The organism is Streptomyces sp. DSM 120436, from assembly GCF_055778765.1.
The window spans coordinates 4,664,293-4,688,009 of the sequence record NZ_JBSKBS010000001.1 but is presented as its reverse complement, the minus strand read 5'-3'; the positions used below and the strand labels follow the sequence as shown (position 1 = coordinate 4,688,009).

The 23,717-nt window shown below is 74.1% G+C and carries 16 protein-coding genes; 4 read left to right on the top strand and 12 right to left on the bottom strand.

Annotated elements, in window-relative coordinates; all coding sequences use genetic code 11:
* Positions 1 to 81 precede the first annotated feature (81 nt).
* Positions 82 to 1,419: an ABC transporter substrate-binding protein gene (locus tag ACWH4W_RS20785; protein ID WP_473077213.1), complete on the top strand. Its 1,338-nt coding sequence runs from the start codon at positions 82 to 84 to the stop codon at positions 1,417 to 1,419.
* Positions 1,420 to 1,493: 74 nt separating this feature from the next.
* Positions 1,494 to 3,536, top strand: coding sequence for a beta-galactosidase (locus ACWH4W_RS20780; RefSeq protein ID WP_473077212.1), 2,043 nt, complete (start codon positions 1,494 to 1,496; stop codon positions 3,534 to 3,536).
* 618 nt (positions 3,537 to 4,154) lie between these two features.
* Here the strand turns inward: ACWH4W_RS20780 and ACWH4W_RS20775 are convergent.
* The 6 genes from ACWH4W_RS20775 to ACWH4W_RS20750 form a co-directional block, all read right to left on the bottom strand.
* Positions 4,155 to 6,221: an iron ABC transporter permease gene (locus ACWH4W_RS20775; RefSeq protein WP_473077211.1), complete on the bottom strand. Its 2,067-nt coding sequence runs from the start codon at positions 6,219 to 6,221 to the stop codon at positions 4,155 to 4,157.
* Positions 6,222 to 6,225: 4 nt separating this feature from the next.
* On the bottom strand, positions 6,226 to 7,206 hold the full coding sequence (locus ACWH4W_RS20770) for an ABC transporter substrate-binding protein (RefSeq protein ID WP_473077210.1): 981 nt from the start codon (positions 7,204 to 7,206) through the stop codon (positions 6,226 to 6,228).
* Positions 7,203 to 8,057, bottom strand: coding sequence for an ABC transporter ATP-binding protein (locus ACWH4W_RS20765; protein WP_473077209.1), 855 nt, complete (start codon positions 8,055 to 8,057; stop codon positions 7,203 to 7,205). Before ACWH4W_RS20765 ends, ACWH4W_RS20770 begins: the two co-directional genes overlap by 4 nt.
* Positions 8,058 to 8,133: 76 nt before the next feature.
* A complete protein-coding gene (locus ACWH4W_RS20760; RefSeq protein ID WP_473077208.1) occupies positions 8,134 to 9,333 on the bottom strand; it encodes a spore photoproduct lyase family protein in 1,200 nt (399 codons plus the stop codon).
* Positions 9,334 to 9,571: 238 nt separating this feature from the next.
* Positions 9,572 to 11,848, bottom strand: a complete 2,277-nt coding sequence (locus tag ACWH4W_RS20755) for a catalase (protein WP_473077207.1) — start codon at positions 11,846 to 11,848, stop codon at positions 9,572 to 9,574.
* A gap of 305 nt (positions 11,849 to 12,153) precedes the next feature.
* Positions 12,154 to 12,381 carry a hypothetical protein gene (locus ACWH4W_RS20750; RefSeq protein ID WP_473077206.1) on the bottom strand — a complete coding sequence of 76 codons (228 nt, stop codon included), beginning with the start codon at positions 12,379 to 12,381 and terminating at the stop codon, positions 12,154 to 12,156.
* A gap of 182 nt (positions 12,382 to 12,563) precedes the next feature.
* On the opposite strand from ACWH4W_RS20750, the gene ACWH4W_RS20745 reads away from it, so the two are divergent.
* Entirely contained in the window at positions 12,564 to 13,037 is a 474-nt protein-coding gene (locus ACWH4W_RS20745) for a carboxymuconolactone decarboxylase family protein (RefSeq protein WP_473077205.1), read from the top strand.
* Between the two features lie 502 nt (positions 13,038 to 13,539).
* Here ACWH4W_RS20745 and msrA read toward each other — a convergent pair.
* The 3 genes from msrA to ACWH4W_RS20730 all read right to left on the bottom strand — a co-directional run bounded on the left by msrA (position 13,540) and on the right by ACWH4W_RS20730 (position 16,798).
* A complete protein-coding gene (gene msrA / locus ACWH4W_RS20740; RefSeq protein ID WP_473077204.1) occupies positions 13,540 to 14,052 on the bottom strand; it encodes a peptide-methionine (S)-S-oxide reductase MsrA in 513 nt (170 codons plus the stop codon).
* A 135-nt stretch (positions 14,053 to 14,187) separates the two neighbouring features.
* On the bottom strand, positions 14,188 to 15,345 hold the full coding sequence (locus ACWH4W_RS20735; RefSeq protein ID WP_473077555.1) for an SGNH/GDSL hydrolase family protein: 1,158 nt from the start codon (positions 15,343 to 15,345) through the stop codon (positions 14,188 to 14,190).
* A gap of 286 nt (positions 15,346 to 15,631) precedes the next feature.
* Positions 15,632 to 16,798 (bottom strand): ROK family protein, encoded by a 1,167-nt coding sequence (locus ACWH4W_RS20730; protein WP_473077203.1) that lies wholly within the window; start codon positions 16,796 to 16,798, stop codon positions 15,632 to 15,634.
* 178 nt (positions 16,799 to 16,976) lie between these two features.
* Between ACWH4W_RS20730 and ACWH4W_RS20725 the strand changes: the two genes are divergently transcribed.
* A complete protein-coding gene (locus ACWH4W_RS20725; protein ID WP_473077202.1) occupies positions 16,977 to 19,127 on the top strand; it encodes an alpha-galactosidase in 2,151 nt (716 codons plus the stop codon).
* Between the two features lie 12 nt (positions 19,128 to 19,139).
* Here ACWH4W_RS20725 and ACWH4W_RS20720 read toward each other — a convergent pair whose 3' ends face one another.
* From ACWH4W_RS20720 to ACWH4W_RS20710, 3 genes are all read right to left on the bottom strand, one after another.
* Complete coding sequence (locus ACWH4W_RS20720; protein WP_473077201.1) at positions 19,140 to 19,583, bottom strand: ATP-binding protein; 444 nt, start codon at positions 19,581 to 19,583, stop codon at positions 19,140 to 19,142.
* An 87-nt stretch (positions 19,584 to 19,670) separates the two neighbouring features.
* Positions 19,671 to 21,785, bottom strand: coding sequence for a S9 family peptidase (locus ACWH4W_RS20715; RefSeq protein ID WP_473077200.1), 2,115 nt, complete (start codon positions 21,783 to 21,785; stop codon positions 19,671 to 19,673).
* Positions 21,782 to 23,566: an N-acetylglutaminylglutamine amidotransferase gene (locus tag ACWH4W_RS20710; protein ID WP_473077199.1), complete on the bottom strand. Its 1,785-nt coding sequence runs from the start codon at positions 23,564 to 23,566 to the stop codon at positions 21,782 to 21,784. The genes ACWH4W_RS20715 and ACWH4W_RS20710 overlap by 4 nt, the downstream gene beginning before the upstream one ends.
* Positions 23,567 to 23,717 lie beyond the last annotated feature (151 nt).

Sequence of the window (23,717 nt, the reverse complement as noted above, 5' to 3'; positions counted from 1 at the left end):
GGCCCCCGGGCCGCCCCTGACCCCACGCCCCTTTGCCCCCTCCCCTCCCTGTCCCACCCACGAAGAAGTGGATCCACACTCATGCGCAGAAGGACCAGCCGCCTGCTGGGCGGCATCGCCCTCGTGACCTCCCTCGCCCTGGGCGCCACCGCCTGCGGCGGTTCGGACGACGGCGCCGGCACCGGGCCGGTCTCCGCCGAGGACATCCAGGCGGCCCTGGACAAGGGCGGCACGGTCACCGTCTGGTCGTGGGAGCCCACGCTGAAGACGGTCGCCGCCGACTTCCAGAAGAAGCACCCCAAGGTCAAGATCAATCTGGTGAGCGAGCGTTCCGGCGACAAGCACTACACCGCGCTGTCGAACGCGATATCCGCCGGCAAGGGCGTCCCGGACGTCGCCCAGCTCGAGTACTTCTCGATCGGCCAGTACGCCCTCACCGAGGGTCTGACCGACCTGTCCGGCTTCGGCGCGGACAAGCTGGCCTCCACGTACACCCCGGGCCCGTGGAACGCCGTCACCGAGGGCGACAAGGTCCACGGCCTGCCGATGGACTCCGGCCCGATGGCGTTGTTCTACAACAAGAAGGTCTTCGACAAGCACGAGATCGCCGTCCCGACCACCTGGGACGAGTACCTGGACGCGGCCCGCACGCTGCACAAGGCCGACCCGAAGGCCTACATCGCCAACGACACCGGCGACGCCGGCTTCACCACCAGCCTGCTGTGGCAGGCCGGTTCGCGGCCCTACAAGGTCGACGGCACCAACGTGAAGATCGACTTCGGTGACGCGAACGCCAAGAAGTTCACCGAGGTGTGGCAGAAGCTGATCGACGAGAAGCTGCTCGCGCCCGTCACCAGCTGGACCGACGACTGGTACAAGGGACTCGGCGACGGCACCATCGCCACCCTGGCCACCGGCGCCTGGATGCCCGCCAACTTCGAGTCCGGCGTGCCGAACGCCTCCGGCCAGTGGCGCGTGGCCCCGCTGCCCGCGTGGACCGAGGGCGACAAGGCCGCCGCGGAGAACGGCGGCAGCGCGCTGACCGTGCCGGCACTCGCCGAGAACAAGGAACTGGCCTACGCCTTCGTGGAGTACGCCAACTCCGGTGAGGGCGTCGCCTCCCGCGTCTCCGAGGGCGCCTTCCCCGCCACCCGGGCGGAGCTGGAGTCCGCCGGGTTCCTCGGCAAGGAGTTCCCGTACTTCGGCGGCCAGAAGGCCAACGAGATCTTCGCCGCCTCCGCCGCGAACGTCGCCGACGACTGGTCGTACCTGCCCTTCCAGGCGTACGCCAACTCGATCTTCAACGACACCGTCGGCAAGGCCTACATCTCCGGCACCCGGCTGGAGGACGGCCTGAAGGCCTGGCAGGACGCCTCGGTGAAGTACGGCGAGGAGCAGGGCTTCACCGTCGAGAAGTAGCGACACGCACCACCCGCGGGGCGGCGCGCACCACGCCGCGCGCCGCCCCCGACGCGCCCACCGGAAGGACCACCATGATCTCCACCCTCCTGTCCCGCAGCGGCGGGCCGGACGGTGACACCGCCCCCCGTCTCCTCTTCGGCGCCGACTACAACCCGGAGCAGTGGCCCCGCTCCGTGTGGGAGGAGGACGTCCGGCTGATGCGGGAGGCCGGCGTCAACGTCGTGTCCGTCGGGATCTTCTCCTGGGCCCGGCTCCAGCCGACGGCGGACACCTGGGACTTCGGCTGGCTGGACGAGGTGCTCGACCTGCTGCACGAGGGCGGCGTCGGCGTCGACCTGGCCACCGCGACCGCCTCCCCGCCGCCGTGGCTGACCACCGCCCACCCGGAGGTGCTGCCGGTCACCGCGACCGGCGAGACCCTGTGGCCGGGCGCCCGCCAGCACTGGCGGCCCACCTCCCCCGTCTTCCGCGAGCACGCGCTGCGCCTGGTCCGCACGCTCGCCGAGCGGTACAAGGACCACCCGGCGCTGGTCGCCTGGCACGTCAGCAACGAGCTGGGCTGCCACAACGTGTACGACTACTCCGACGACGCGGCCCGCGCCTTCCGGGAGTGGCTGCGCGAGCGGTACCGCACGCTGGACGCGCTCAACGACGCCTGGGGCACCGCGTTCTGGTCGCAGCGCTACTCCGCCTGGGAGCAGATCCTGCCGCCGCGGCTGGCCGCCTCGCACCCCAACCCGACGCAGCAGCTCGACTTCAAGCGCTTCTCGTCGGACGCGCTGAAGGACCACCTGCGCGCCGAGCGGGACCTGCTGCGGGAGATCACCCCGGACGTGCCGGTCACCACCAACTTCATGGTGATGGGCGACACCAAGGGCATGGACTACGCGGACTGGGCGGAGGAGATCGACTTCGTCTCCAACGACCACTACGTGCACCCCGGCCCGCAGGACCGCGACGAGCTGTCCTTCTCCGCCAACCTCACCAGCGGCATCTCCGGCGGCCGGCCGTGGTTCCTGATGGAGCACTCCACCAGCGCCGTCAACTGGCAGCCGGTGAACGTGGCCAAGCGCCCCGGCGAGCTGGCCCGCGACTCCCTGCTGCACGTGGCGCACGGCGCGGACGCGGTCTGCTTCTTCCAGTGGCGGCAGTCGGCGGCCGGCGCCGAGAAGTACCACTCGGCGATGGTGCCGCACGCCGGCGCGGACAGCGACCTGTTCCGCGCGGTGGCCGAACTCGGCGCCACGCTGAAGAGACTGGCCCCGGTGGCCGGCAGCGAGCGGGAGCCCGCGAAGGTCGGCATCGTCTACGACTGGGACTCCTGGTGGGCCAGCGAGCAGGACTCGCACCCCACCGCCCTGCTGCGGTACCGGCAGGAGGCCCTCGACTGGTACTCGGCGCTGCTCCGCCTCGGCATCCGCGCCGACCTCGTCACCACCCGCTCGGACCTCCAGCGCCACCAGGTGCTGATCGCGCCCGTGCTGCACGTGGTGCCCGCGGGTCTGGCCGAGACCCTCACCCGGTACACCGAGCAGGGCGGCCACCTGGTCACGACGTACTTCTCCGGCGTCGTCGACGAGCACGACCACGTGTGGCTCGGCGGCTACCCGGGCGCCCTGCGGGACCTGCTGGGCATCCGGGTGGAGGAGTTCGGGCCGCTGCTCGCCGGGGACGGCGTGGAGCTGGACGACGCCACCACCGGCACGCTGTGGACGGACCGGATCACGGTGACCGCCGACGACACGGAGGTCCTCGTCCGCTACCGCACCGGCGAGCAGGCCGGCCGGCCCGCCGTCACCCGGCGCCCCACGGGCCGCGGCACCGCCGCGTACGTCTCCACGCGGCTCGGCGTGGACGGCCTGGTGTCGCTGCTGCCGAGGCTGCTGGAACCGGCCGGTGTGGAGAGCGAACTGCCCGCCGGGGCCCGGGGATCGGTCGAGCCGGTGGTGCGCCGGGGACCCGGGGGCCGCTTCCTGTTCCTGGTGAACCGCACCGACGGCACCGTCCCGGTGCCCGGCCTCGACGGTGAGGTGCTGCTCGGCGACACCGACGCCGACGGCTCCCTCACCCTCGGCCCGCGCGCCGTCGCCGTCCTGCGACAGCCCGTCTCCTGACCGGCGGGCGCACCCCCGGAACGGCCCGCGTCGTTCCGGGGGTCCTCCTCCCCCGGCCGGCGCGGGCAGCCGGCCGGTCCGCCGCGTCCACCGTGCCCGCCCGGCCGGTGACGTCGTCCCTGGTCGAGGCTTCTTCGGGGTCGCGCCGGACGCCCCACCACCGCGCAAGGGCCGCACCCGTACGCCGGCCGGCGTACGGAGCGGCAAGGCGCTCGCCCCCGCGGGCAACGGCACGGACCTCGTCATCGGCAGCGGTGACGGCCCGGCCACCCGGCGGTGGCGGCCGGGCGCCGTACACCCGGACGACGGGACGCGCCGGCGGTACGGGTTCACCCACGCGGACCCTCGTCCGACCGTGCGGGACGACGTGCCGGCGGCCGGGCCCCGTACCGGAAGGCCGGACCCGGCCGCGCGGCAGCGCCTTCCACGAGGACCTCAAGCGCGTCTGCACCGGCTACCGCGGTGCCCGTCAGGACCGCCTGCGGACAGCACCGCCTGGGCCTCCTACCAGGCCGTGAAGGCCCTCGGCTGACCGTCACCCGCCGGGGAACGGCCGCGGGCCCCGCGGCCGGGAGGCCGACTCCCCGCCGTGAGCCCCGCGGTGACGTCCCGCGCCCCCTAACGGCGGGCGCGCACCAGCACGTAGAGGAAGTACGGCGTGCCGATCACGGCCGTCATCAGGCCGGCGCCCAGCTGCGCCGGGGCGATGACCGTGCGGCCCAGCAGGTCCGCCGTGCACACGAGGACGGCGCCCAGCAGCACGGCGACCGGCAGCACCCGGGTGTGCCGACGGCCGACCAGAGCGCGCGCGGCGTGCGGGGCCACCAGACCGACGAAGCCGATGGTGCCCGCGGCGGCCACGGCGGTCGCGGTGAGCAGCACGCCGATCACGAGGAAGCCGAGCCGGCCCCGCGTGAGGTCGAGGCCGAGGAGCCTCGGGGTGTCCTCGTCCAGGGAGACCAGGTCGAGTTCCCGGTGCCGGACGCCCGCCACCGTCACGCCGACGGCGAGCACCGCCGCGAGGGGCAGCACGTCGGGCAGGCCCCGGCCGTAGGTGGAGCCCGACAGCCAGGTGAGGGCCTTGGTGGCGTTGAAGGGATCCGTGAGCACGATCAGCAGGCTGATCACGGCGGTGGCCCCCGACGCCACGCCGATGCCGACGAGGACCAGCCGGTTCTGCTGGAACCCCCCGCGTGCCGCGAGTCCGAACACGAGGACCGCGGTGAGGGCCGACCCGGCGAAGGCCGCCGCGGAGACGCTCCACCCCCCGGCGACCGGAACGGTGGTCACGAGGACGACCGCGCCGAGCGCGCCACCGCCGGAGACGCCGAGGACGGCGGGTTCGGCGAGGGGGTTGCGGGTGACGGCCTGGACGAGCGTGCCGGCCAGCGCGAGGGCGGCGCCGGCGAGGAGCGCGGCGAGCACCCGCGGGACGCGGGTGTCCAGGACGAAGGAGACCGTCCGGCCCGCCCTGCCCTGCACCCAGTTGACCACGTCGCCCAGCAGCAGCTTGTGGTCGCCGAGCAGCAGCCCCGCGACGACGACGCCGGCCAGGGCGAGCACCAGCACCACGAGCGTGACGACGAAGACCGTGCGGCTGCGGATGCTCAGCCTGTCGGCCGCGGCGGCACCGCCCGTGTCGCGCAGCCGGGCCGCCATCACCACCAGGAACGCCGCCCCCACGAAGCTGGTGACCACGCCCGTGGGCACCGCGACCGCGGTGTCCGCGTCGATCAGCGCGCGCAGCAGCACGTCCGCGCCGAGCACCAGCGCGGCGCCGACGAGACCGGTGACCGGCGCGCCCACGCGCAGCCGCCGCAGGCCGCGGACCCAGCGGGCGAGGGGGCGGGCGAGCGCCGGGGCGCACAGGCCGACGAAGCCGACCGGGCCGGCGAGGGTGACGGCCGCGGCGGACAGCAGCGTCGCCAGCACGACCGCCGTGACACGGGTGGCCCGCACCGGCACGCCCAGGCCGCGCGCGGTGTCGTCGCCGAGCGCGAGGGCGTCGACCCGCCGCGCGACGAGGAGCAGTCCGGCGACGCCGGCCACGACGACGGGCAGCGTCTGCAGCACGCCGCCGAAACCGTTCTGGGCGATGCTGCCCTGGTTCCACTGGTAGAGGCCCTCGGTCTCCTCCGGGAACAGCAGGAGCAGCCCCTCGGTGACGGCCGTGAGGCCGAGCGTGAGCGCGGTGCCCGCCAGGACGAGCCGTACGGTGCCCGCGCCGAGCCCCGACAGGCCGAGGACGACGGCCGCCGCGGCGAGACCGCCGGCGAAGGCGACGGCCGAGGAGGCGAGCAGCGGCAGCGAGAGGCCGGTGACGGCGGCGACGCCGAGGGCGAAGTAGGAGCCCGCGTTGACGGCGAGGGTGTCCGGGGAGGCCAGGACGTTGCGGCTGACGGCCTGCAGGGCGAGACCCGCGATGCCGAGGGCGGCGCCCACGAGCAGTCCGGCGGCCATCCGGGGCAGCCGCGAGGCGATGACGACGGACGCGTCGTCCGGGTCGGCCCGGCCGGTGAGGGCCTTGAGCACCTCGGCCGGGCCGACCGCGGCCGTGCCCTGGGTGATGTCGACGACGGCGAGGGCGGCGACCAGGAGCACGAGCGCGGTCGTCACCGCGGCCGCGCCCGCCCGGGACGGAACCGTCTCCGGGCGGACGGTGGGAGGGGTGGCGGTGACGGCCATCGCGCTACTTCGTCAGCGCCGCGACGAGGGAGTCGACGTAGCGCTCCATCGAGCCGGTGCCGCCGAACATCCAGGTGCCGTCGTCCAGCCGGTGCACGTCACCGGACTTCACGAACGGCAGCGACTTCCACACCGAGTTGTCCTTCAGCTCGTTGGCGAACGGGTCGCTGGCGGCGTCCTGCTCGTTGCCGATGTAGACGAACTGGACCTTGCCGAGGCCGGTCAGGCCCTCGACGTCGGTGGAGGCGAGACCGTACGCCTCGTCGCCCTTCAGCTTCCAGGCGTTCTTCAGGCCGAGCCGCTCGTTGACGCTGCCGACGAGCGAGCCGGAGGTGTAGGGGCGCACGGAGACCTGGTTGGAGATGACGTAGCCGTCGGCGAAGGCGATCCCGGCGCCCTTGAGGCCGGCGTCCTCGAGGGCCTCGGCGCCCTCGGCGAGCTTGGCGTCGAAGCCCTTCTTCAGGCCGGCGGCCTGCTCGGTGGTGCCGGTGGCCTCGGCGATGAGGTCGAGGTTCTCCAGCATCTGCCCGACCGGGTCGGCGGCGTCGGCGGACTTCACCTCGAGGACCGGGGCGATCTTCCGCAGCTGCTTGACGGCGTTCGGCTGGAGGTCGGTGGTGGCGACGATGAGGTCGGGGTTCAGCGCGGCGATGGCGTCCACGCTGGGCTCGCCACGGGTGCCGATGTCCTTGGCGTCGTTGGTGAGCGGTACGGCGCTGTTCCAGGTCTTGTAGCCCTTGACGTCGGCCACGCCGACCGGCTCCACGCCGAGCGATATCAGGTGCTCGACGACGTTCCACTCGGTGCCGACGACCTTCTTCGCGGGGCCGTCGAGTTCCACCTTCGCGCCCGACGCGTCGGTGAGGGTGATGGGCTCGGCCGACGCCTTGGGCTCGTGGTCGGCCGCGGGTTCGGTGGTGCCGCAGGCGGCGAGCAGCAGGGCAGCGGCGGCGGCCAGGGGCGCGGTGCGCAGGAGGCGTCTCATGAGGGGGTGCGGAGCCTTTCGGTGCGGGTGTGGTGGCGGCCGATGGCGCGGGTGCGCAGACGGCCGGTGAGGGGGTCGGTGTCGACCTCGATGCGGATGCCGTAGACCTCGGTCAGCCGCTCGGGGGTGAGGACGTCCTCGGGTGCTCCTTCGGCGACGACGCGTCCGGCCGACAGGAGCACGACGCGGTCGGCGACGGCGGCCGCCTGGTCGAGGTCGTGCAGTACGACCCCGACGGCGATGCCCTGGTCGTCGGCCAGGTCGCGCACGAGGTCGAGGAGTTCGACCTGGTAGCGCAGGTCGAGGTAGGTGGTGGGCTCGTCGAGGAGCAGGACGCCGGTCTCCTGGGCGAGGCAGCCGGCCAGCCAGACGCGCTGGAGCTGTCCGCCGGAGAGGTGTTCGGCGCCGCGGTCGGCGAGTTCGGTGACGCCGGTGAGGGCGAGGGCACGGTCGACGGCGGCCCGGCCGCCCGGGTCGGTGCCGCCCCAGCGGCCGCGGTGCGGGTAGCGGCCGAAGTCCACGACGTCCCGCACGCTCAGCCCGCTCGGCGTGGGCCGGCTCTGCAGCAGCAGGGCGACGCGGCGGGCGAACTCCCGGGGACTGAGCGCGAGCGCGTCGGTGGCGGTGTCGATCGTGAGGGCCGCGTGCCGGGGCCGCTGCAGCCGGGCGACGGTGCGCAGCAGGGTCGACTTGCCGCTGCCGTTGGGCCCGACGAGCGCGGTCACCTCACCGGGCCGCAGCGTCAGGTCCGCGTCGTGCACGACGTCCGTGCCGTCGTACGCCACGGTCACGCCGGTGGCCGCCAGTTCATGCCCTCTCAGGCCCGAGGACGCCTCTTCACCAGGAATCACGAGGCAAGGTTAGCCTACCCTTAATCTCCGTTGTCGCGGGGTGACCCACGTCGCCCCGGGGTGGCCTGGCGGCGGCTCAGAAGGCGTACCGGACGCCCAGCCACGGGGTGCGGCGCTGGACGAGGCCACGCAGTTCGGCAAGGGCCTGGCGTTTGACGCCCGCGTGGTAGCGGAGGTTCAGGGCGCCGTTCTGGGAGCGCTTGGTCTCCTGGGCGGCGGGCTGCCACAGCACGTCCTCGCCGCGCGGGTGCCAGCGGAGGTTGACCTCGTGCAGGTCCGCGTTGTGGGTGAGCATGATGACCTCGGCCAGCGCCTGGCGCTTGACCCGCTCCGGCAGGACGTCGTCCATGTGGCGCAGCAGTTCGTCCCACGCGGCCTGCCAGCCGGGGCGGACGACGACGGGCGAGAGGTTGAAGTGCACCTCGTAGCCCGCGTCGAGGAAGTCCGCGGCGGCGGCGATCCGCCGGTCCACCGGGCTGGTGCGCAGGTCCAGCAGTCGGGAGTCGTCGGCCGGCATCACCGAGAAGCGGATGCGGGTGCGGCCGCGCGGGTCCAGCTCCAGCAGGTCCGGGTTGACGAACTTGGTGGCGAAGGACGCCTTCGCGGTGGGCCAGTCGCGGAAGGCGCGGATCAGGTCGGCGGTGTTGTCGCAGACCAGGGCGTCGACCGAGGAGTCGCCGTTCTCCCCGATGTCGTACACCCACGCCTTCGGGTCGCACTGGTTCGGTTCCGTCTTCGGCCCCTGCGCGGCGACGTGGCGGCCGAGGTGGGCGACGATCGCGTCGATGTTGGTGAACAGCGTGATCGGGTTGGCGAAGCCCTTGCGGCGGGGCACGTAGCAGTACACGCAGGACAGGGCGCAGCCGTTGGAGGGGCCGGGGGCGATCCAGTCGGCGGAGCGGCCGTTGGGGCGGGTGGTGAGCTTCTTCCGCACGCCCAGCACGAGGGTCTCGCGTTTGATCCGCATCCAGCGGTCGGCGCTGCCCTCGTTGCCGTGCAGCTCGGGGATGCGCCAGTGGGAGGCCACCTCGATGAGCCGCGCCTCGGGGAAGCGGGCCAGGATCTGCCTGCCCCGGGGGGACGCGGCCGCGGCCGGTTCGGCGTGGATCTCCTTGACCGCCAGCAGCCGGCGGGCCTGCGGTGAGTCCCGGAAGGCGGAGGACGTCGGTGAGGGGGCCGGCGAGGAGGCCGGTTCCGCCGACTCCGCCTGCGGCATCGCGTCGATGCCGAAGAGGGGCTCCTGGGAGCCGTGGGACGGGGAGGGCTGGTGGCGCATGGTCGGTCCGGCTTCCGGTGGGGGGGCGGGCGCGGTCCGCGGGCCCGCGGGCCGCGCCCGGCGGACACGGCCGTCACTTCCACTGTACGGCTGTGCCCGCCGGGGTCCGCCGCCGTCGAGCCCGGGGCCGACGCCCGCATCGGCGGGCACGGCACCGTGCGCGCCGAGCGCGCAGTTCCCCACGCCCCTGAAGGGCGTGACGCTCACGACGAGCTCGGGGGCGGCGCCGCCTCGGCGGTCACGGGCTCGGGGTGAAGCGTTCCCATACGCGGTGGGAGGCGAGCAGTTCGCGGACGGCGGTCAGGGCCGCCGGGCCGGAGTCGGTGATCACGATGCCGGGAGCGTCGGTGGGCACGCCCGCCGCCTCCAGGGCGGCCTCGCCGCCCGCCCACGCGCCGATCGCCTTGCCGTGCCGGAACGCCTCCTGGAGGAGCTGCGCGACCCGCGGGTCCGGTGCGGCCGGCGGGGCGCCCGGCGCCCCCTTGCCGTCCGTCGCGCCGGGCGCGTCCGGACCCGGCGCCGGCGGCCCCGCCAGCAGTACCGCGTCGAACTCGACCGACCGCGCGGTGACGTGGCTGCGCTGCGCCGTCAGGGCCTGGTCGCCCGTGCCCACCGTGCCGCCGGTCGGCGCGACGACCAGCGGGATCATGCCTCCCTCCAGCACGGCGTCGCGGACCGCGTGCACCCCGTCGAGGTCGCCGCCGGGGCCGGTGAGGATGCCGATGACGCGGCCGTCGACCGGCCAGACCCCGCCGACCTGCGACAGTGCCGGGCTCGGCTCGACGTCGGCGAGCGGTACCGTCGGCTCCGGCGCGGGCAGGCCGAGACCGTCGGCGACGCGGGAGCACAGCTCGGGGTCGATGTTGGCCAGCACCTGGAGGGTGCGCTTCCTGATCGCCTCCTCGTAGCACCTGCCCAGCTCGAAGGTGTACGCGCCGATGATGTGCTCGCGCTCCACCGGGCTCATGCTCAGCCAGAAACGGCGGGGCTGGCTGAAGTGGTCGGCGAACGACTCCGGGGCCTCGCGCACCTTCCGCCCCTCGGGGACGGTCACCGGCGTCTCGACGTAGGCGCCCATGTCCGCGCCCGCGGTGAACGGGCAGCCGCCGTCGAGGGAATTGGGCTGGTAGGGCGCCACGCCCCGGTGCACGGCCGTCTGGTGCATGCCGTCGCGCAGCATGTCGTTGACGGGCGCGTGCGGCCGGTTGATGGGCAGCTGCGGGAAGTTGGGACCGCCTAGCCGGGTGATCTGGGTGTCGAGGTAGGAGAACAGCCGGCCCGCGAGCAGCGGGTCGTCGGTGACGTCGATGCCGGGCACGAGGTGGCCGACGTGGAAGGCGACCTGCTCGGTCTCGGCGAAGAAGTTCGACGGGTTGCGGTTGAGCGTCATCAGCCCGATCGGCTGCACCGGGGCCAGCTCCTCCGGCACGATGTTCGTCGGGTCCAGCAGGTCGATGCCCTCGAACGTCTGGTCCGGGGTGTCGGGGAACGTCTGGATGCCCAGCTCCCACTGCGGGTACGCGCCCGCCTCGATGGCGTCGGCGAGGTCCCGGCGGTGGAAGTCGGGGTCGTTGCCGTTGATGAGCTGCGCCTCGTCCCACACCAGGGAGTGCACGCCCAGTTTCGGCTTCCAGTGGAACTTCACCAGCGTGGTCTTCCCCTCCGCGTCGACCAGGCGGAAGGTGTGGACGCCGAAGCCCTCCATCATCCGGTACGAGCGCGGGATGCCGCGGTCGCCCATGAAGAAGATGGTGTGGTGGGTGGCCTCGGTGTGCAGCGAGACGAAGTCCCAGAAGGTGTCGTGGGCGCTCTGGGCCTGCGGGATCTCCCGGTCGGGGTGCGGCTTGGCGGCGTGGACGACGTCGGGGAACTTGATGGCGTCCTGGATGAAGAAGACCGGGATGTTGTTGCCGACCAGGTCGAAGACGCCCTCGCTGGTGTAGAACTTCGTCGCGAAGCCGCGGGTGTCGCGCACGGTGTCGGCGGAGCCGCGCGAGCCGACCACCGTGGAGAAGCGCACGAAGACCGGCGTCTCGACGTCCGGGGCGAGGAACCCGGCCTTGGTCACGGAGGACGCCGTGCCGTAACTCCGGAAGACGCCGTGCGCGCCGGCGCCGCGGGCGTGGACCACGCGCTCCGGGATGCGCTCGTGGTCGAAGTGCATGAGCTTCTCGCGCAGATGATGGTCCTGGAGCAGGACCGGGCCGCGCGGGCCCGCCTTGAGCGAGTGGTCGGTGTCGTGCAGCCGGGCGCCCTGCGCGTTCGTCAGGTGGCCGCCCGACTGGGCCATCCGCTCCTGGTCGGCCCCGGTGGGGCTGCCGGTGGGCGAGACGGTGGCCGGGCCGCTCTGGTCCGGCTTGGGCGGCAGCGGTTCACGGGGCTCCACCGGCTGCTCCACGGTGGGCGGTTCGGGGGCCGGACGGCCGGGGATGCCGTCGGCGGGGGCCGAACCGCCGCCCTGAAGGCTCTCGGTGACCTTCTTGGCGACCCGCCGTACGGGGTTGGCCTCGCTCATGGATGAATGCTCCTCCGCTTCGGACCGGCCACGACGGGGTGGCCGTGCTTCACTTGCCGACCGCGGTTGGCCTCGGGGACGCGAGGTGCGAGAGGGACGCCGGCCTCGGCCGACGCCTCACGGCTCGTGGCTCCGCACGGGGGGCGCCCGCCGATGGAGTGGCCCCGGGTCGCGCCGTCCGGGTCCCCGCGCGCCTTGTCTCCCGGTGATCCGACCGCTCCCGCCGCGTACCCCTCACATCGGTTTCAAGGCACATCGATTTCACGCCGCCTCGCCCCGGAGGTGGCGCGGGAGCCGGTGCGGGGTCAGAACAGCGGTTCCTGCCGTCCGTCCGGGGAGGCGCGGCGCGGGGTGCGGCGCGAGGCCGGACGGCGCGCCGGGACCTCGTCGCCGAAGAGCGGCTCGGTGCCGTACTCGTCCGGCTCGGCGGGGACGACGACGGGACCGGTGCCCACGCCGAGGCACAACGGGGCCTCGCGGTCGAAGTCTCCGGGCGTCATCGCCGTCCAGTCGCGTTCCCGACGCTCACTCACCCGGCACCCCGCTCCCCGTCCACCCGGAAAGGTTATCGGCAGGTCCGGTGCCCGCCGGACGGCGTGCCGTACAGGGACGCCGAAGGGTGAGACGTAGGTCACACACGCGGGGTCGTCACACATCGCGCGGCCGTTCCGTCAGTGAAGCGACACCGTAACGGCGGACCGACCACGGAGAGCACATGAACGCGCGTATCGACTTCTTCGCCCACCCCGTCGCCGGCAAGGTGCTGCGGCACATCAACTCGGCGGGCAAGGCGGTGACGGACTCCGGCCTGCCGCACGCCACCCAGGAGCTGGTGAAGATCCGCGCCAGCCAGATCAACGGCTGCGGCTTCTGCACCGACATGCACACCAAGGACGCCGCCGCCGCGGGCGAGACCCAGCCGCGTCTCCACCTGGTCGCCGCCTGGCGCGAGGCCACCGTCTTCACCGAGGCGGAGCGCGCCGCTCTCGAACTGGCCGAGCAGGGCACCCGGATCGCGGACGCGGCCGGCGGGGTGAGCGACGAGGCGTGGGCGAAGGCCGCCGAGCACTACGACGAGGACCAGCTGGCCGCGCTGATCTCGCTGATCGCGATCATCAACGCCTACAACCGGATCAACGTCATCAACCAGCAGCCCGCGGGCGACTACCAGCCCGGCCAGTTCGGCTGACCTCCCTGCCGGGCGGCGGGCGGCGGGGGGCTCCCCCGGCGGCCCTCCCCGCCGCACCCGCCCGAGCGCGGCGCGCAGGGCCGCGGGGGGCGCCGCCCACGCCCGCGGCGAGCAGGGGCGCGGGTACGGCGCCGGCGACGGGGCGTTGTCGTGCGGCCGGCCACCAGAGGTGCCGGCCGGTGCCGCGACGGCGGCGCGCGCCGGTGCCGTGGTCGCCCCGGGTGCGGGACGCGGGCCGTACCTTCCGGGAGCCGACCGCGGGCGTCTCCTGAGCGGGTACGGCGCCGGCGACGGGGCGTTGTCGTGCGGCCGGCCACCAGAGGTGCCGGCCGGTGCCGCGACGGCGGCGCGCGCCGGTGCCGTGGCCGCCCCGGGTGCGGGACGCGGGCCGTACCTTCCGGGAGCCGACCGCGGGCGTCTCCTGACCGGAGGTCACCTCGCGCACGACACAGGGGGCGCGCTCACCGTGCGAGCGCGCCCCCTGTCGTGTGCCGGCGCCGGCTCAGGACGCCGCGCGCTTGGGCAGGCGCCAGTCGGGGCGCGGGAAGTGGCAGGTGTAGCCGTCCGGGTAGCGCTGCAGGTAGTCCTGGTGCTCCGGCTCGGCCTCCCAGAAGGGTCCGGCGGGGGTCACCTCGGTGACCACCTTGCCCGGCCACAGTCCGGACGCGTCGACGTCGGCGATCGTGTCCTCGGCGACGCGCTTCTGCTCGTCGTCGTAGTAGAAGATCGCGGAGCGGTAGCTCATGCCGATGTCGTTGCCCTGGCGGTTCTTCGTCGTCGGGTCGTGGATCTGGAAGAAGTACTCCAGGATCGTCCGGTAGTCGGTGACCGCCGGGTCGTAGGTGATCTCGATCGACTCGGCGTGCGTGCCGTGGTCGCGGTAGGTCGCGTCGGGGACGTCGCCGCCGCTGTACCCCACCCGGGTGCTCAGCACGCCCGGCAGCGTGCGGATCAGCTCCTGCATGCCCCAGAAGCATCCGCCCGCGAGCAGCGCCTTCTCCTCGGTCCTTGTCATCGTGTGTGTCGCCCTTCTCCCAGGTGTGCTGCGACGTTCCTCAGGGGGAACCGTGCCGGGACCCGCATTGTTCCGGTCGCGCCCGGTGCGCCGGACACCGGGTCGCACCGGGCGTGCGCGGGGGGCCGGGCGACGTCACCGCCCCGGGCCCGAGGCGCACTCCAGGTCCTTCAGGCGGACCTCGTCGGCCATCGCCCGCATGCCCGCGTCGGTGAAGTGCAGGTGGTCGCCGTTGTCGTAGGCGGGCCGGATGCTCTCGGGGTCGTCGGGGCTGCGCACCGCCCGGTCGAAGTCGGCCACGGCGTCGAACAGCCCGCCGGTGCGGATGAAGGCGTTGACCTCCTGGCGCACCGCCTCGGCCGCCGGGTCCCATTCGGGCCAGCCCTTGAACGGCGCGATCGTGGCGCCGACCACGCAGTGGCCGGCGGCGTGGACGCGGTCGGCGATCTCCCGGTAGCCGTCGATCAGGTCCTGGGCCGTGACGCCGGTGCGGGCCTTGAGGTCGTTGACGCCCTCGAACACCAGGACCGTGCGGACGCCCGGGTGGGAGAGCACGTCGCGGTCGAGGCGGTTGAGGGCGCTCGGCGAGGCGCCGTCGGCGAGCACCTTGTTGGCGGAGATGCCCGCGTTGGCCACGCCGCGGACGGTCGTGGCGCGGGAGTGCTGGAGGCGGCGGGAGAGCTGGTCGGGCCAGCGGCGGTTGAGGTCCGTGGTGGACTCCCAGCCGTCCGTGATGGAGTCGCCGAGCGCCACCACCGCGCCGGTGCGGGCGGGGGTGCGGACGGTGACGGCGTCCAGGTAGAACCAGGACGTGGTGGTCGTCGTCCAGGGGGCGGCGGTCTCGTCGGCGGTGTGGTCGCCCCGGGTGAGGTACGAGGTCTGCATGGCCAGCCGGTGTCCGGTGGCGGGGCCTGCCGCGTCGGGGCTGTGCAGGCTGACGACCAGGTCGGTGCGGGCGCGGACCCGGCCGGGGAGCGGGTCGCTGTACACGATGCCGCCGGGCGGGATCGTCACGGTGGTGCGGCCGTCGAAGGTGAGCCGGCGGTTGCTGCCGGGGACCAGGGCGGCGCCCTGCCGCTGGACTCCGGCGTACACGCTGTCGAAGGTCAGCGGCCGGTCGCCGAAGGCGTTGGAGAGCCGTACGCGCATCCGGTCGCCGCCGACGCTGGTGTGCACCACCAGTCGGTAGGCGCGGCCGGGCACGCCCGTGCCCAGGCGGAAGGCGCTGGCCGCCCAGGTGACGACGTCGTGGCGGGGCGGTCTGGCCTGGGCCGCCGACGGGGCGGGGCCCAGGAGAGCGGCGAGCAGGGCCAGGACGCACAGCCCGCGCAGCCGGGTCCCCTTCGGGTGCGGTCTTCCAGGGTGGAGCGTCGTGGTGTTCAGCGTCGCCTCCCAGAAACTCGTCGGCACCCTCCTCGCCGGCGGGACGGTCCTCGCGAGGCGGTGTGCGCGATCCGGTGTCCTCGTCACCTGTGATGTCTTCGTGACCCATGGTGAGATTAGCGGCAGGCGTCCGGCCCGGCACCGCCTGCCGGATGCCTTCATCGGCCGTTCACCTCCCGGTCCCCGGCGGGCGGCGTCAGCGGCCGACGAAGGACTGGATGGCCGTGGCGGCGGCCCCCCGGGCCCACTCCTCGAACGGCAGCGGGCGGGTACGGATCTCGCAGCGGGCGGCGGAGCCGAAGGCGGCCGCGGCGAAGGCGTCGCGGATCTGCCCGGCGAAGAGGTCGTACGCGGCCAGCCCTTCGCCGGAGATGACCACGCGCTGCGGGCCGAGCAGGTTGGCGACGGTGGCGATCCCCCGCCCGATGGCCTCCCCCGCCCGGGCGTAGACGGAGCGGGCCCCCGCGTCGCCCTGACGGGCCAGGGCGAGGGCCTCGGCGGCGTCGGCGACCGGGACGCCGGTGACCTCGCGGACCCGGGCGGTGATCGCCGCGTCGGAGGCCACGGCCTCCAGGCAGCCGCGGTCGCCGCAGTGGCAGGGCGGGCCGTCCGGGTCGACCGGGACATGGCCGATCTCCCCCGCGACGCCGTGCGCGCCGGAGACGACCCGGCCGTGCACCACGAGACCGCAGCCGATGCCGGCGCCCACGGTGACGACGGCGAAGTCGGACAGGCCCACACCGTCGCCGAACCACTGCTCGGCCACGGTCAGGGCGCGGACGTCGTTGTCGACGGTGACCGGCAGCCCGCTCGCCGCCCCGGCGAGCTCGGCGAGCGGTACGTCGTGCCAGTCCAGGAAGGGCGAGTAGCGCACCGTGCCCGCGTCGCGGTCGACGTCCCCGGCGACCGCGGCACCGATCCCGAGGACCCGTACGCCGAAGCCCTCGGCCTCGGTGAGCAGTTCCCGTACGAGGTCCGCGGCGGCCGCGAGGACCTCGTACGGCGCGCGGCCGGCCAGCGGGACGCGCCGGGCGGCACGGATGCGGCAGCACAGGTCGGTGAGCACGCCGATGATCTCGTCACCGGTCACCTTCAGACCGATGAACAGCGCCCGTCCCCCGTCGACCCGGACCGGGCTGGCCGGGCGGCCGAGAGCCGGGCGGACCTCGGCGCCGGTGTCCTCCACCAGATAGCCGGCCTCGATCAGCGGTCGTACGGCCTTGGTGACCGCCGCCGGGGACAGGCCCGTCCGCCGGGCCGCCTCCATCCGGGTGAGCGGGCCGTGCGCCAGGACGGCGGTGAAGATCTGGGAGGCCGCCGGGGTGTGGGCCGGGAACGTCTCGGCGGGCGGGGTCGACTGCATGGCCGGGAACCTAGGGGCCTTATTTTCCGTTGTCAATGAAAGAAGGCTCCTTTCTTTCGAAGGTAGCGAAGTGCGCTGGTCTGCCTTGGAAATCCAAGAGTCAGAGCCCTCTTGACACGTGATCGAAGGCCACGTTTGGGTGTGCGGTGCAATCCTCTGACCCCGATCGTGAGGCCCCATGCCGCTCATCACCCGCTCCCCGGACACCGGGGTCTGGCTGCTGACCACCCCGCGCACCTCGTACGCGCTGCGGATCGACGGGACCGGCGCCCCCTGTCACGTGGCGTGGGGGCCCCGCCTCACCCCGCAGGAGGCGGACGCGCTCGCGGCGCCGTTCGCGGAGCCGTCGAACAGCTTCGAGGGCCGGCCGGCCGTGGGCGAGGAGCTGCCGGTGGACGGCGGCACCCGCTACGGGCCGCCCTCGCTCCAGGTGCGGTACGCGGACGGCTCCCGGGCCTTCGAGTGGGAGCCCGTGGGACACCGGGTGGACGACTCCGTCCCCGGCCGCGAGGAGCTGGTCCTGGAGTTCCGCGACCGGCTGGTCCCCCTCTCGGTCGCGCTGCACTACCGGGTCCGCGCGGACACGGACGTGATCGAACGCTGGACCGTGCTGCGCAACGACGGCGAGGAGCGCGTGGACCTGCTGCGCGCCGACTCCGCGGCGTGGACGCTGCCGCCGCTGCCGGACTACCGGCTGAGCCATGTCACCGGCCAGTGGTCGGCGGAGACCCGGCTGCGCCGGGAGCCGCTGCCGCACGGGGAGACCGTGCTGACCAGCCGGCGCGGCATCACCAGCCACCACGCCAACCCCTGGACCATGCTCGACGACGGCACCGCCGACGAGGACCGGGGCCGGGTGTGGAGCACGGCGCTGGCGTGGAGCGGCAGTTGGCGGATCACCGTGCAGCGCACGCCGGACGGGCGGGCGGGCCTGACCGGCGGGGCCGGCCACGAGGGGACGCGCGTGCCGCTCGGGCCGGGCGAGGAGTTCGCCACGCCGGTGCTGGCCGGGCTGTTCACCGACGGCGGTTTCGGCGGGGCGAGCCGGGCCTGGCACGCGTACGTCCGCTCCCATGTGCTGCGGCACGCCGACGAGACGGCGCCGGTGCTCTACAACTCCTGGGAGGCCACCGGCTTCGACGTGGACGAGGCGGGTCAACTGGCGCTCGCCGAGCGGGCCGCCCGGCTGGGCGTGGAGCTGTTCGTCGTGGACGACGGCTGGTTCGGCGCCCGCCGCAGCGACCGGGCGGGCCTGGGCGACTGGACGCCGGCGCCGGACCGGTTCCCCCACGGGCTCGGGCCGTTGTCCGACGCGGTGCACCGGCTCGGCATGCGGTTCGGCCTCTGGGTGGAGCCGGAGATGGTCAACCCGGACAGCGACCTGTACCGGGCGCACCCCGACTGGGTGCTGCACCTGCCGGGCCGCCCGCGCACCGAGCTGCGCAACCAGCTGGTGCTGAACTTCGCCCGGCAGGACGTCGCCGACTGGGCCTTCGGCCGGCTCACCCGGCTGGTCGCCGAGCACCGCGTGGACTTCCTCAAGTGGGACATGAACCGCGCGTTCGGCGAGTCCGGCTGGTCCGGGCCGGACGACGGCAACGACCGGCTGTGGACCCGTTACGTCCACCACCTGTACGGCGTGCTCGACCGGCTCCGGGAGGCGCACCCGCACCTGCGGATCGAGACCTGCAGCGGGGGCGGCGGCCGGGTCGACCTGGGCATCCTGGCCCGCACCGACCAGGCGTGGACGTCCGACAACACCGACGCCGTGGACCGGCTGGGCATCCAGCGGGGCTTCAGCCAGGTCTACCCGGCGCGGGTGATGTCCGCCTGGGTGACCGACGTGCCCAACCAGCTCACCCGGCTGTCCGTGCCGCTGCGCTTCCGCTTCCACGCGGCGATGGCCGGGCTGCTCGGCCTCGGCGGCGACCTCACCCGCTGGAGCGAGGCGGAGCTGTCCGAGGCCGCCGCACTGGTGGCCCGCTACAAGGAGATCCGGCACCTGGTGCAGCACGGCGACCAGTACCGGATCGGCGCCCCGTACGGCGACGGCCCGTCGGCCGTGCAGTACGTGGCGGCGGACGGCGGCGAGACGGTGGTGCTCGCCTTCGGCGCCAGCCCCCGGCACGGCGCACCGCGGGTGCCGCTCCGGCTGCGCGGGCTGCCGCCGGGCGTCCGCCTCCGGGACACGGGAACGGGCGCGGTGCACCACTCCACGGTGCTCACGGAGTACGGGCTGGACCTGGACCTGCCGGGCGGCGACTGGGCGAGCGCCCTGATCCACCTGGAACGGGTGCCGGACGACGGCGGGCACCGGGTGGAGCGCTGAAAGGCGGGGAGGTCAGGCGGAGAGGGCGATGCGCGCGGAGATGCTCTTGCCCTCCGCCTTCTGGCGTACGTCGAGGCTCTGGGCGACGGCCATGACGATCTCGAGGCCGTGCTGCCCCACGCGGCCGGGGTCGGCGGCCCGGGGCTTCGGCGCCTCCGGGTTGCCGTCGTGGACGACCACCTCGACGGCGTCGCCGAAGACCAGCAGGTCCAGTCCGACGGGGCCGGGCGCGTACTTGCGGGCGTTGGTGACCAGCTCGCTGACCACGAGCTGGGTGATCTCCACCGCGCGCGCCGACACCGGCAGGCCGTCCTCCGCCCGCGCCCGGTCGAGGAACTCGGCCGCGAGGCGGCGTGCCTGCGCTATCCAGGCGCCCTCGGCGTCCAGGGCATAGCTGGCCCGCAGCCGGGGTGCGCCTGACACCGTCTCTCCCTCGTCGACAGAAACTGGTTCCATCCGGTCCGCCTTTACTCGATCACACCGCGCGACTACCCGCATCGCTCCCCCGCACGCCCATGAAGTGTGACAGGTGTCGCCGACAGGTCAGTCGGCCAGGTGCCGCTCGAGCCAGTCACCTACCGTGCGACGGAAGAGCCGCCGGTTGTCGGCGCGGCGGAAATCGTGACCTTCGTCACGCAGAAGGAGCAGTTCCGCCTCCAGTCCGCGTTCCCGCGCGGCCCGCACGAACTGCTCGGACTCGTCGGGCGGCACGTTGGTGTCGTGCTCGCCGTGCACGGCGAGGACCGGGGCGCGCAGGGCGTCGACCCGGCTCATCGGCGACAGGGCGCGCAGCAGGTCCCGGTCGCGTTCCGGGTGGCCGTACTTGTGCGCGGCGGACTGGGCGATCCACGGCTCGGTCCCGGCGAAGAAGGTGGTCAGGTCCGACATGCCGCACACCGCCACCCCGGTGCGGAACAGGTCGGGGTGCCACACCAGGGACGCCATCGTGAGGTAGCCGCCGTAGGAGCGGCCCATGACGGCCATCCGCCGGGGGTCCGCGAGGCCCCGCAGCATGACGTGCGCCGCGCAGTCCGCGACGTCGTCGATGGCGGCGAAGCGTCCGGCGCCCAGGTCGGCGTCGACGAAGCCGCGCCCGTGGCCGGACGAGCCGCGGACGTCGGGGGCGAACACGTCCAGGCCGCGGTGGAGCAGCTCCAGGTAGAGGGGTTCGAGGACCGGGCGTTCCTGTTCCTCGGGCCCGCCGTGCAGGTGCAGGACGCACGGGGCGGGTTCGCCGGGCGAGCGGCCGGGGGCGCGGTAGTACCAGCCGCCGAGCTGGAGGCCGTCCCGGGCGACGGGCCGCATGGGCGTGGGCCTGACCGGTGTGAGGCCGGGCGGGAAGGCGTCCTCGTCGCGGGAGGACCAGGGGGTGCGCAGGGGCGCGCCGTGCGGCAGCCACCACACGCCGGGATGGCGTCGTGACCCGGACAGCGCGACCACGGGCGCGTCGGGGTCCGCGGTGGGCGCGATCCGGGTGACCACCTCGTGGGGCAGGCCGACGCGGCGCGCGTCCCCGGCCGAGGGCGGGGTGACCGAGTCCGGCGCGGTGCCGTGCGGCGGGGCGGCCTCCAGCGCGAGCAGCTCCAGCTCGCTGACCCCGTGCCGGTTCCACGCCAGCACGGCGCGGCGGCCGTCGTGGCCGAGGGCGAGGAGTTCGAGGCCGCAGTCCTCGCGTTCGGCGACCACCCGCGTGGTGTGCAGTCCGCCGCGCGCGTCGAGGTGCGCGGCGAGCAGGGCCGCGTACTCGCGTCCGGCGTCGCTGCGCAGCCAGAGCGTGCCCGCGGACGGGGAGAAGCCGCCGATCCAGGGGTCGCCGTCGGCGACCGGGAAGGCGCAGGTGACGGCGGAGTCCTCAGTGCGTACGACGAGGGCCTCGCGGCGTCCGCGCGGACCCCGGTAGACCAGGGCGAGGCGGCCGTCGCGGCTGAGGTCGCACACCCGCTGGTTGGCCGCGCCGCGCTCGCTGAACAGCAGGACGGGCGCGGCGGTGCCCTCCGGGTCGACGAGGTAGGCGGAGAGGGTCCGCTCCTCGGGCTCCTGCCCGGAGCCGGACCGCGCGACCCCGGCCGGAGGGCGGATCCGTCCTCCGGCCGGGTCCAGCAGGACGGCCCGGCCGTCGCGGCCCGCCCAGTGCGGGGCGTGCTCGGTGCCCGGCGGTGCGGGCGCCTCCGCGTGGTGCCGGCCGGTGTGACCGGGCGGGGCGGACTCGGTGACGGTCACGGCGAGGGCGGAGCCGTCGTGCTGCCAGCAGCCGAGCCGCGCGGAGGTGCCCGGCTCGCCGCCGGCCAGCAGGTGCCGGCCGCTGCCGTCGGGGCGGACGCACAGCACCCGGGTCAGCTCACCGCCGCCGGGCGCCGTGGTGTACGCGATCCACCGGCCGTCCGGTGACCAGGACACCTCCGTGACGGGGTGCGGGTCGGCGTCGAGGCGGCGCACCTGCGCGCCGTCGACCGGCCCGGTCCACAGCTGCGGCACCCCGGCCCGGTCGCAGATGAAGGCGACGTGCCGGCCGCTCGGGTCGGCCGAGGGGTACCAGCAGCCGTGCACCGCCGGGGGCGGCAGGTCGTACGGCGCCGAGGTGTCGGCCAGCGGGGCGGACTCGGGGGCGTACAGCGCGGGGGCGTACAGCGCGCTGCCGGGGTCTCGGGTCGCCGTCATCGGATCCCGTGGGTCTGGAGCCAGGTCTCGAGCAGGGCGATCTGCCACAGGGCGTTGGCCCCGCGCCGGGTGCGGTGGGCGTCGGGCTCGGCCAGCAGCCGCTCCACGTAGTCCTCGCGGAAGACGCCGCGGGCCCGGGCCTCGGGGGCGGTCATGGTGTCGCGGACCCGCTGGAGGACGGGCCCGGCCATGTGCCGGATCGCCGGGACGGGGAAGTAGCCCTTGGGCCGGTCGACGACCTCGCGCGGCAGCACGCGCCGACCCGCGGCCTTCAGGACGCCCTTGCCGCCGTCGGCGAGTTTCAGCTCGGGCGGGCAGGCGGCGGCCAGTTCGACCAGCTCGTGGTCGAGGAACGGCACACGGGCCTCCAGGCCCCAGTCCATGGTCATGTTGTCGACCCGCTTGACCGGGTCGTCGACCATCATCACCAGCGTGTCCAGGCGCAGCTGGGCGTCGAGGGCGGTGTCGGCGCCGTCCTGCGCCATGTGCTCCCTGATGAACTCCGCCGAGGTGTCCCGGTCGGGCAGCATCTCGGGCCGCAGCACGTCCGCCATGTCGGCGTGGGAGCGGTCGGCGTAGGCGTCGATGTACGCCTCGGCGGCCCGCTCGCGGGGCGCGCCCGCCATCGCCGGGTACCAGTCGTAGCCGGCGAACACCTCGTCGGCGCCCTGCCCGCTCTGCACGACCTTGACCTCCTTGGCGACCTGCTCGGACAGCAGGTGGAAGGCGACCACGTCGTGGCTCATCATGGGTTCGCTCATGGCGCGGACGGCTCCGTCGAGGGCGCCGGCGACCCGGTCGGAGGGCACCATCAGCTGGTGGTGGCGGGTGTCGAAGTGCCGGGCCACCAGGTCCGAGTAGTGGAACTCGTCGCCGTCCTCGTCGCCCTCGGACTCGAAGCCGACGCTGAAGGTCGCCAGGTCCCGCTGCCCCTCGCCGGCCAGCAGCGCCACGATCAGGCTGGAGTCCAGGCCGCCGGAGAGCAGCACGCCCACCGGCACGTCGGCGACCATGCGGCGGCGCACGGCGGTGCGCAGGGCGGCCAGGACCGCGTCGGTCCAGTCGTCGGCGGTGAGGTCCGCGTACGCGGGGCGGCGGGCGTGGACGGGGTGCCAGTAGCGGCGGTCGTGCTGGGTGCCGTCGGGCTCGACGACGCGCACGGTGGCCGGGGGCAGCTTGCGCACGCCGTTGAGGACGGTGCGGGGCGCGGCGACGGTGGCGTGCCAGCTCAGGTACTGGTGCAGCGCGACGGGGTCGAGGGAGGTGTCGACGCCGCCGGCCGCGAGCAGCGCGGGCAGCGAGGAGGCGAACCGCAGGCGCTCGGCGGTGGCCGAGAGGTAGAGCGGCTTGATGCCGAGCCGGTCCCGGGCGAGGACGACGCGTCCGGTGTCCTGTTCGACGATCGCGAAGGCGAACATGCCGTGGAACCGTTCGACGCAGTCGGTGCCCCACTGCTGGTACGCCTTGAGCACCACCTCGGTGTCGGACTCGGAGAAGAAGCGGTGGCCGAGGGCGTGCAGTTCGTCGCGCAGCTCGCGGTAGTTGTAGACGCAGCCGTTGAAGACGCCGGTGAGGCGGGCCCGCGGATCGGTCATGGGCTGGGCGCCGCACTCCGACAGGTCGATGATCTTCAGCCGGCGGTGTCCGAGGGCGACCGGCCCTTGGGACCACAGGCCGCGTCCGTCCGGGCCGCGCGGCGCGAGCCGGTCGGTCATGCGCTCCACCGCCGCCATGTCGGGCCGTCCGCCGTCGAGGCGTATCTCACCGCTGAGGCCGCACATCAGTGGTCCCTCCCTTCCCTCGGCTCCCGGTCCCTCGGGGCGCTGTCCTGCTGGTCGACGGCGTGGGGTGTCCTGGACATGGGGTGGTGATCACTCTCCTGGTTCGGGGGCGGGTGGCGGCCCGTCGCCGGACGGCGGTACGGGCCGTGCG

Bases quoted from the DNA above. Each gene is read 5' to 3' on its own strand.
- ACWH4W_RS20770 (WP_473077210.1), bottom strand. From the start codon at position 7,206: ATGAGACGCCTCCTGCGCACCGCGCCCCTGGCCGCCGCCGCTGCCCTG.
- ACWH4W_RS20725 (WP_473077202.1), top strand. From the start codon at position 16,977: ATGCCGCTCATCACCCGCTCCCCGGACACCGGGGTCTGGCTGCTGACC.
- ACWH4W_RS20755 (WP_473077207.1), bottom strand. From the start codon at position 11,848: ATGAGCGAGGCCAACCCCGTACGGCGGGTCGCCAAGAAGGTCACCGAG.
- ACWH4W_RS20775 (WP_473077211.1), bottom strand. From the start codon at position 6,221: ATGGCCGTCACCGCCACCCCTCCCACCGTCCGCCCGGAGACGGTTCCG.
- ACWH4W_RS20760 (WP_473077208.1), bottom strand. From the start codon at position 9,333: ATGCGCCACCAGCCCTCCCCGTCCCACGGCTCCCAGGAGCCCCTCTTC.
- ACWH4W_RS20710 (WP_473077199.1), bottom strand. From the start codon at position 23,566: ATGTGCGGCCTCAGCGGTGAGATACGCCTCGACGGCGGACGGCCCGAC.
- ACWH4W_RS20785 (WP_473077213.1), top strand. From the start codon at position 82: ATGCGCAGAAGGACCAGCCGCCTGCTGGGCGGCATCGCCCTCGTGACC.
- ACWH4W_RS20720 (WP_473077201.1), bottom strand. From the start codon at position 19,583: ATGGAACCAGTTTCTGTCGACGAGGGAGAGACGGTGTCAGGCGCACCC.
- ACWH4W_RS20780 (WP_473077212.1), top strand. From the start codon at position 1,494: ATGATCTCCACCCTCCTGTCCCGCAGCGGCGGGCCGGACGGTGACACC.
- ACWH4W_RS20745 (WP_473077205.1), top strand. From the start codon at position 12,564: ATGAACGCGCGTATCGACTTCTTCGCCCACCCCGTCGCCGGCAAGGTG.
- ACWH4W_RS20730 (WP_473077203.1), bottom strand. From the start codon at position 16,798: ATGCAGTCGACCCCGCCCGCCGAGACGTTCCCGGCCCACACCCCGGCG.
- ACWH4W_RS20715 (WP_473077200.1), bottom strand. From the start codon at position 21,785: ATGACGGCGACCCGAGACCCCGGCAGCGCGCTGTACGCCCCCGCGCTG.
- msrA (WP_473077204.1), bottom strand. From the start codon at position 14,052: ATGACAAGGACCGAGGAGAAGGCGCTGCTCGCGGGCGGATGCTTCTGG.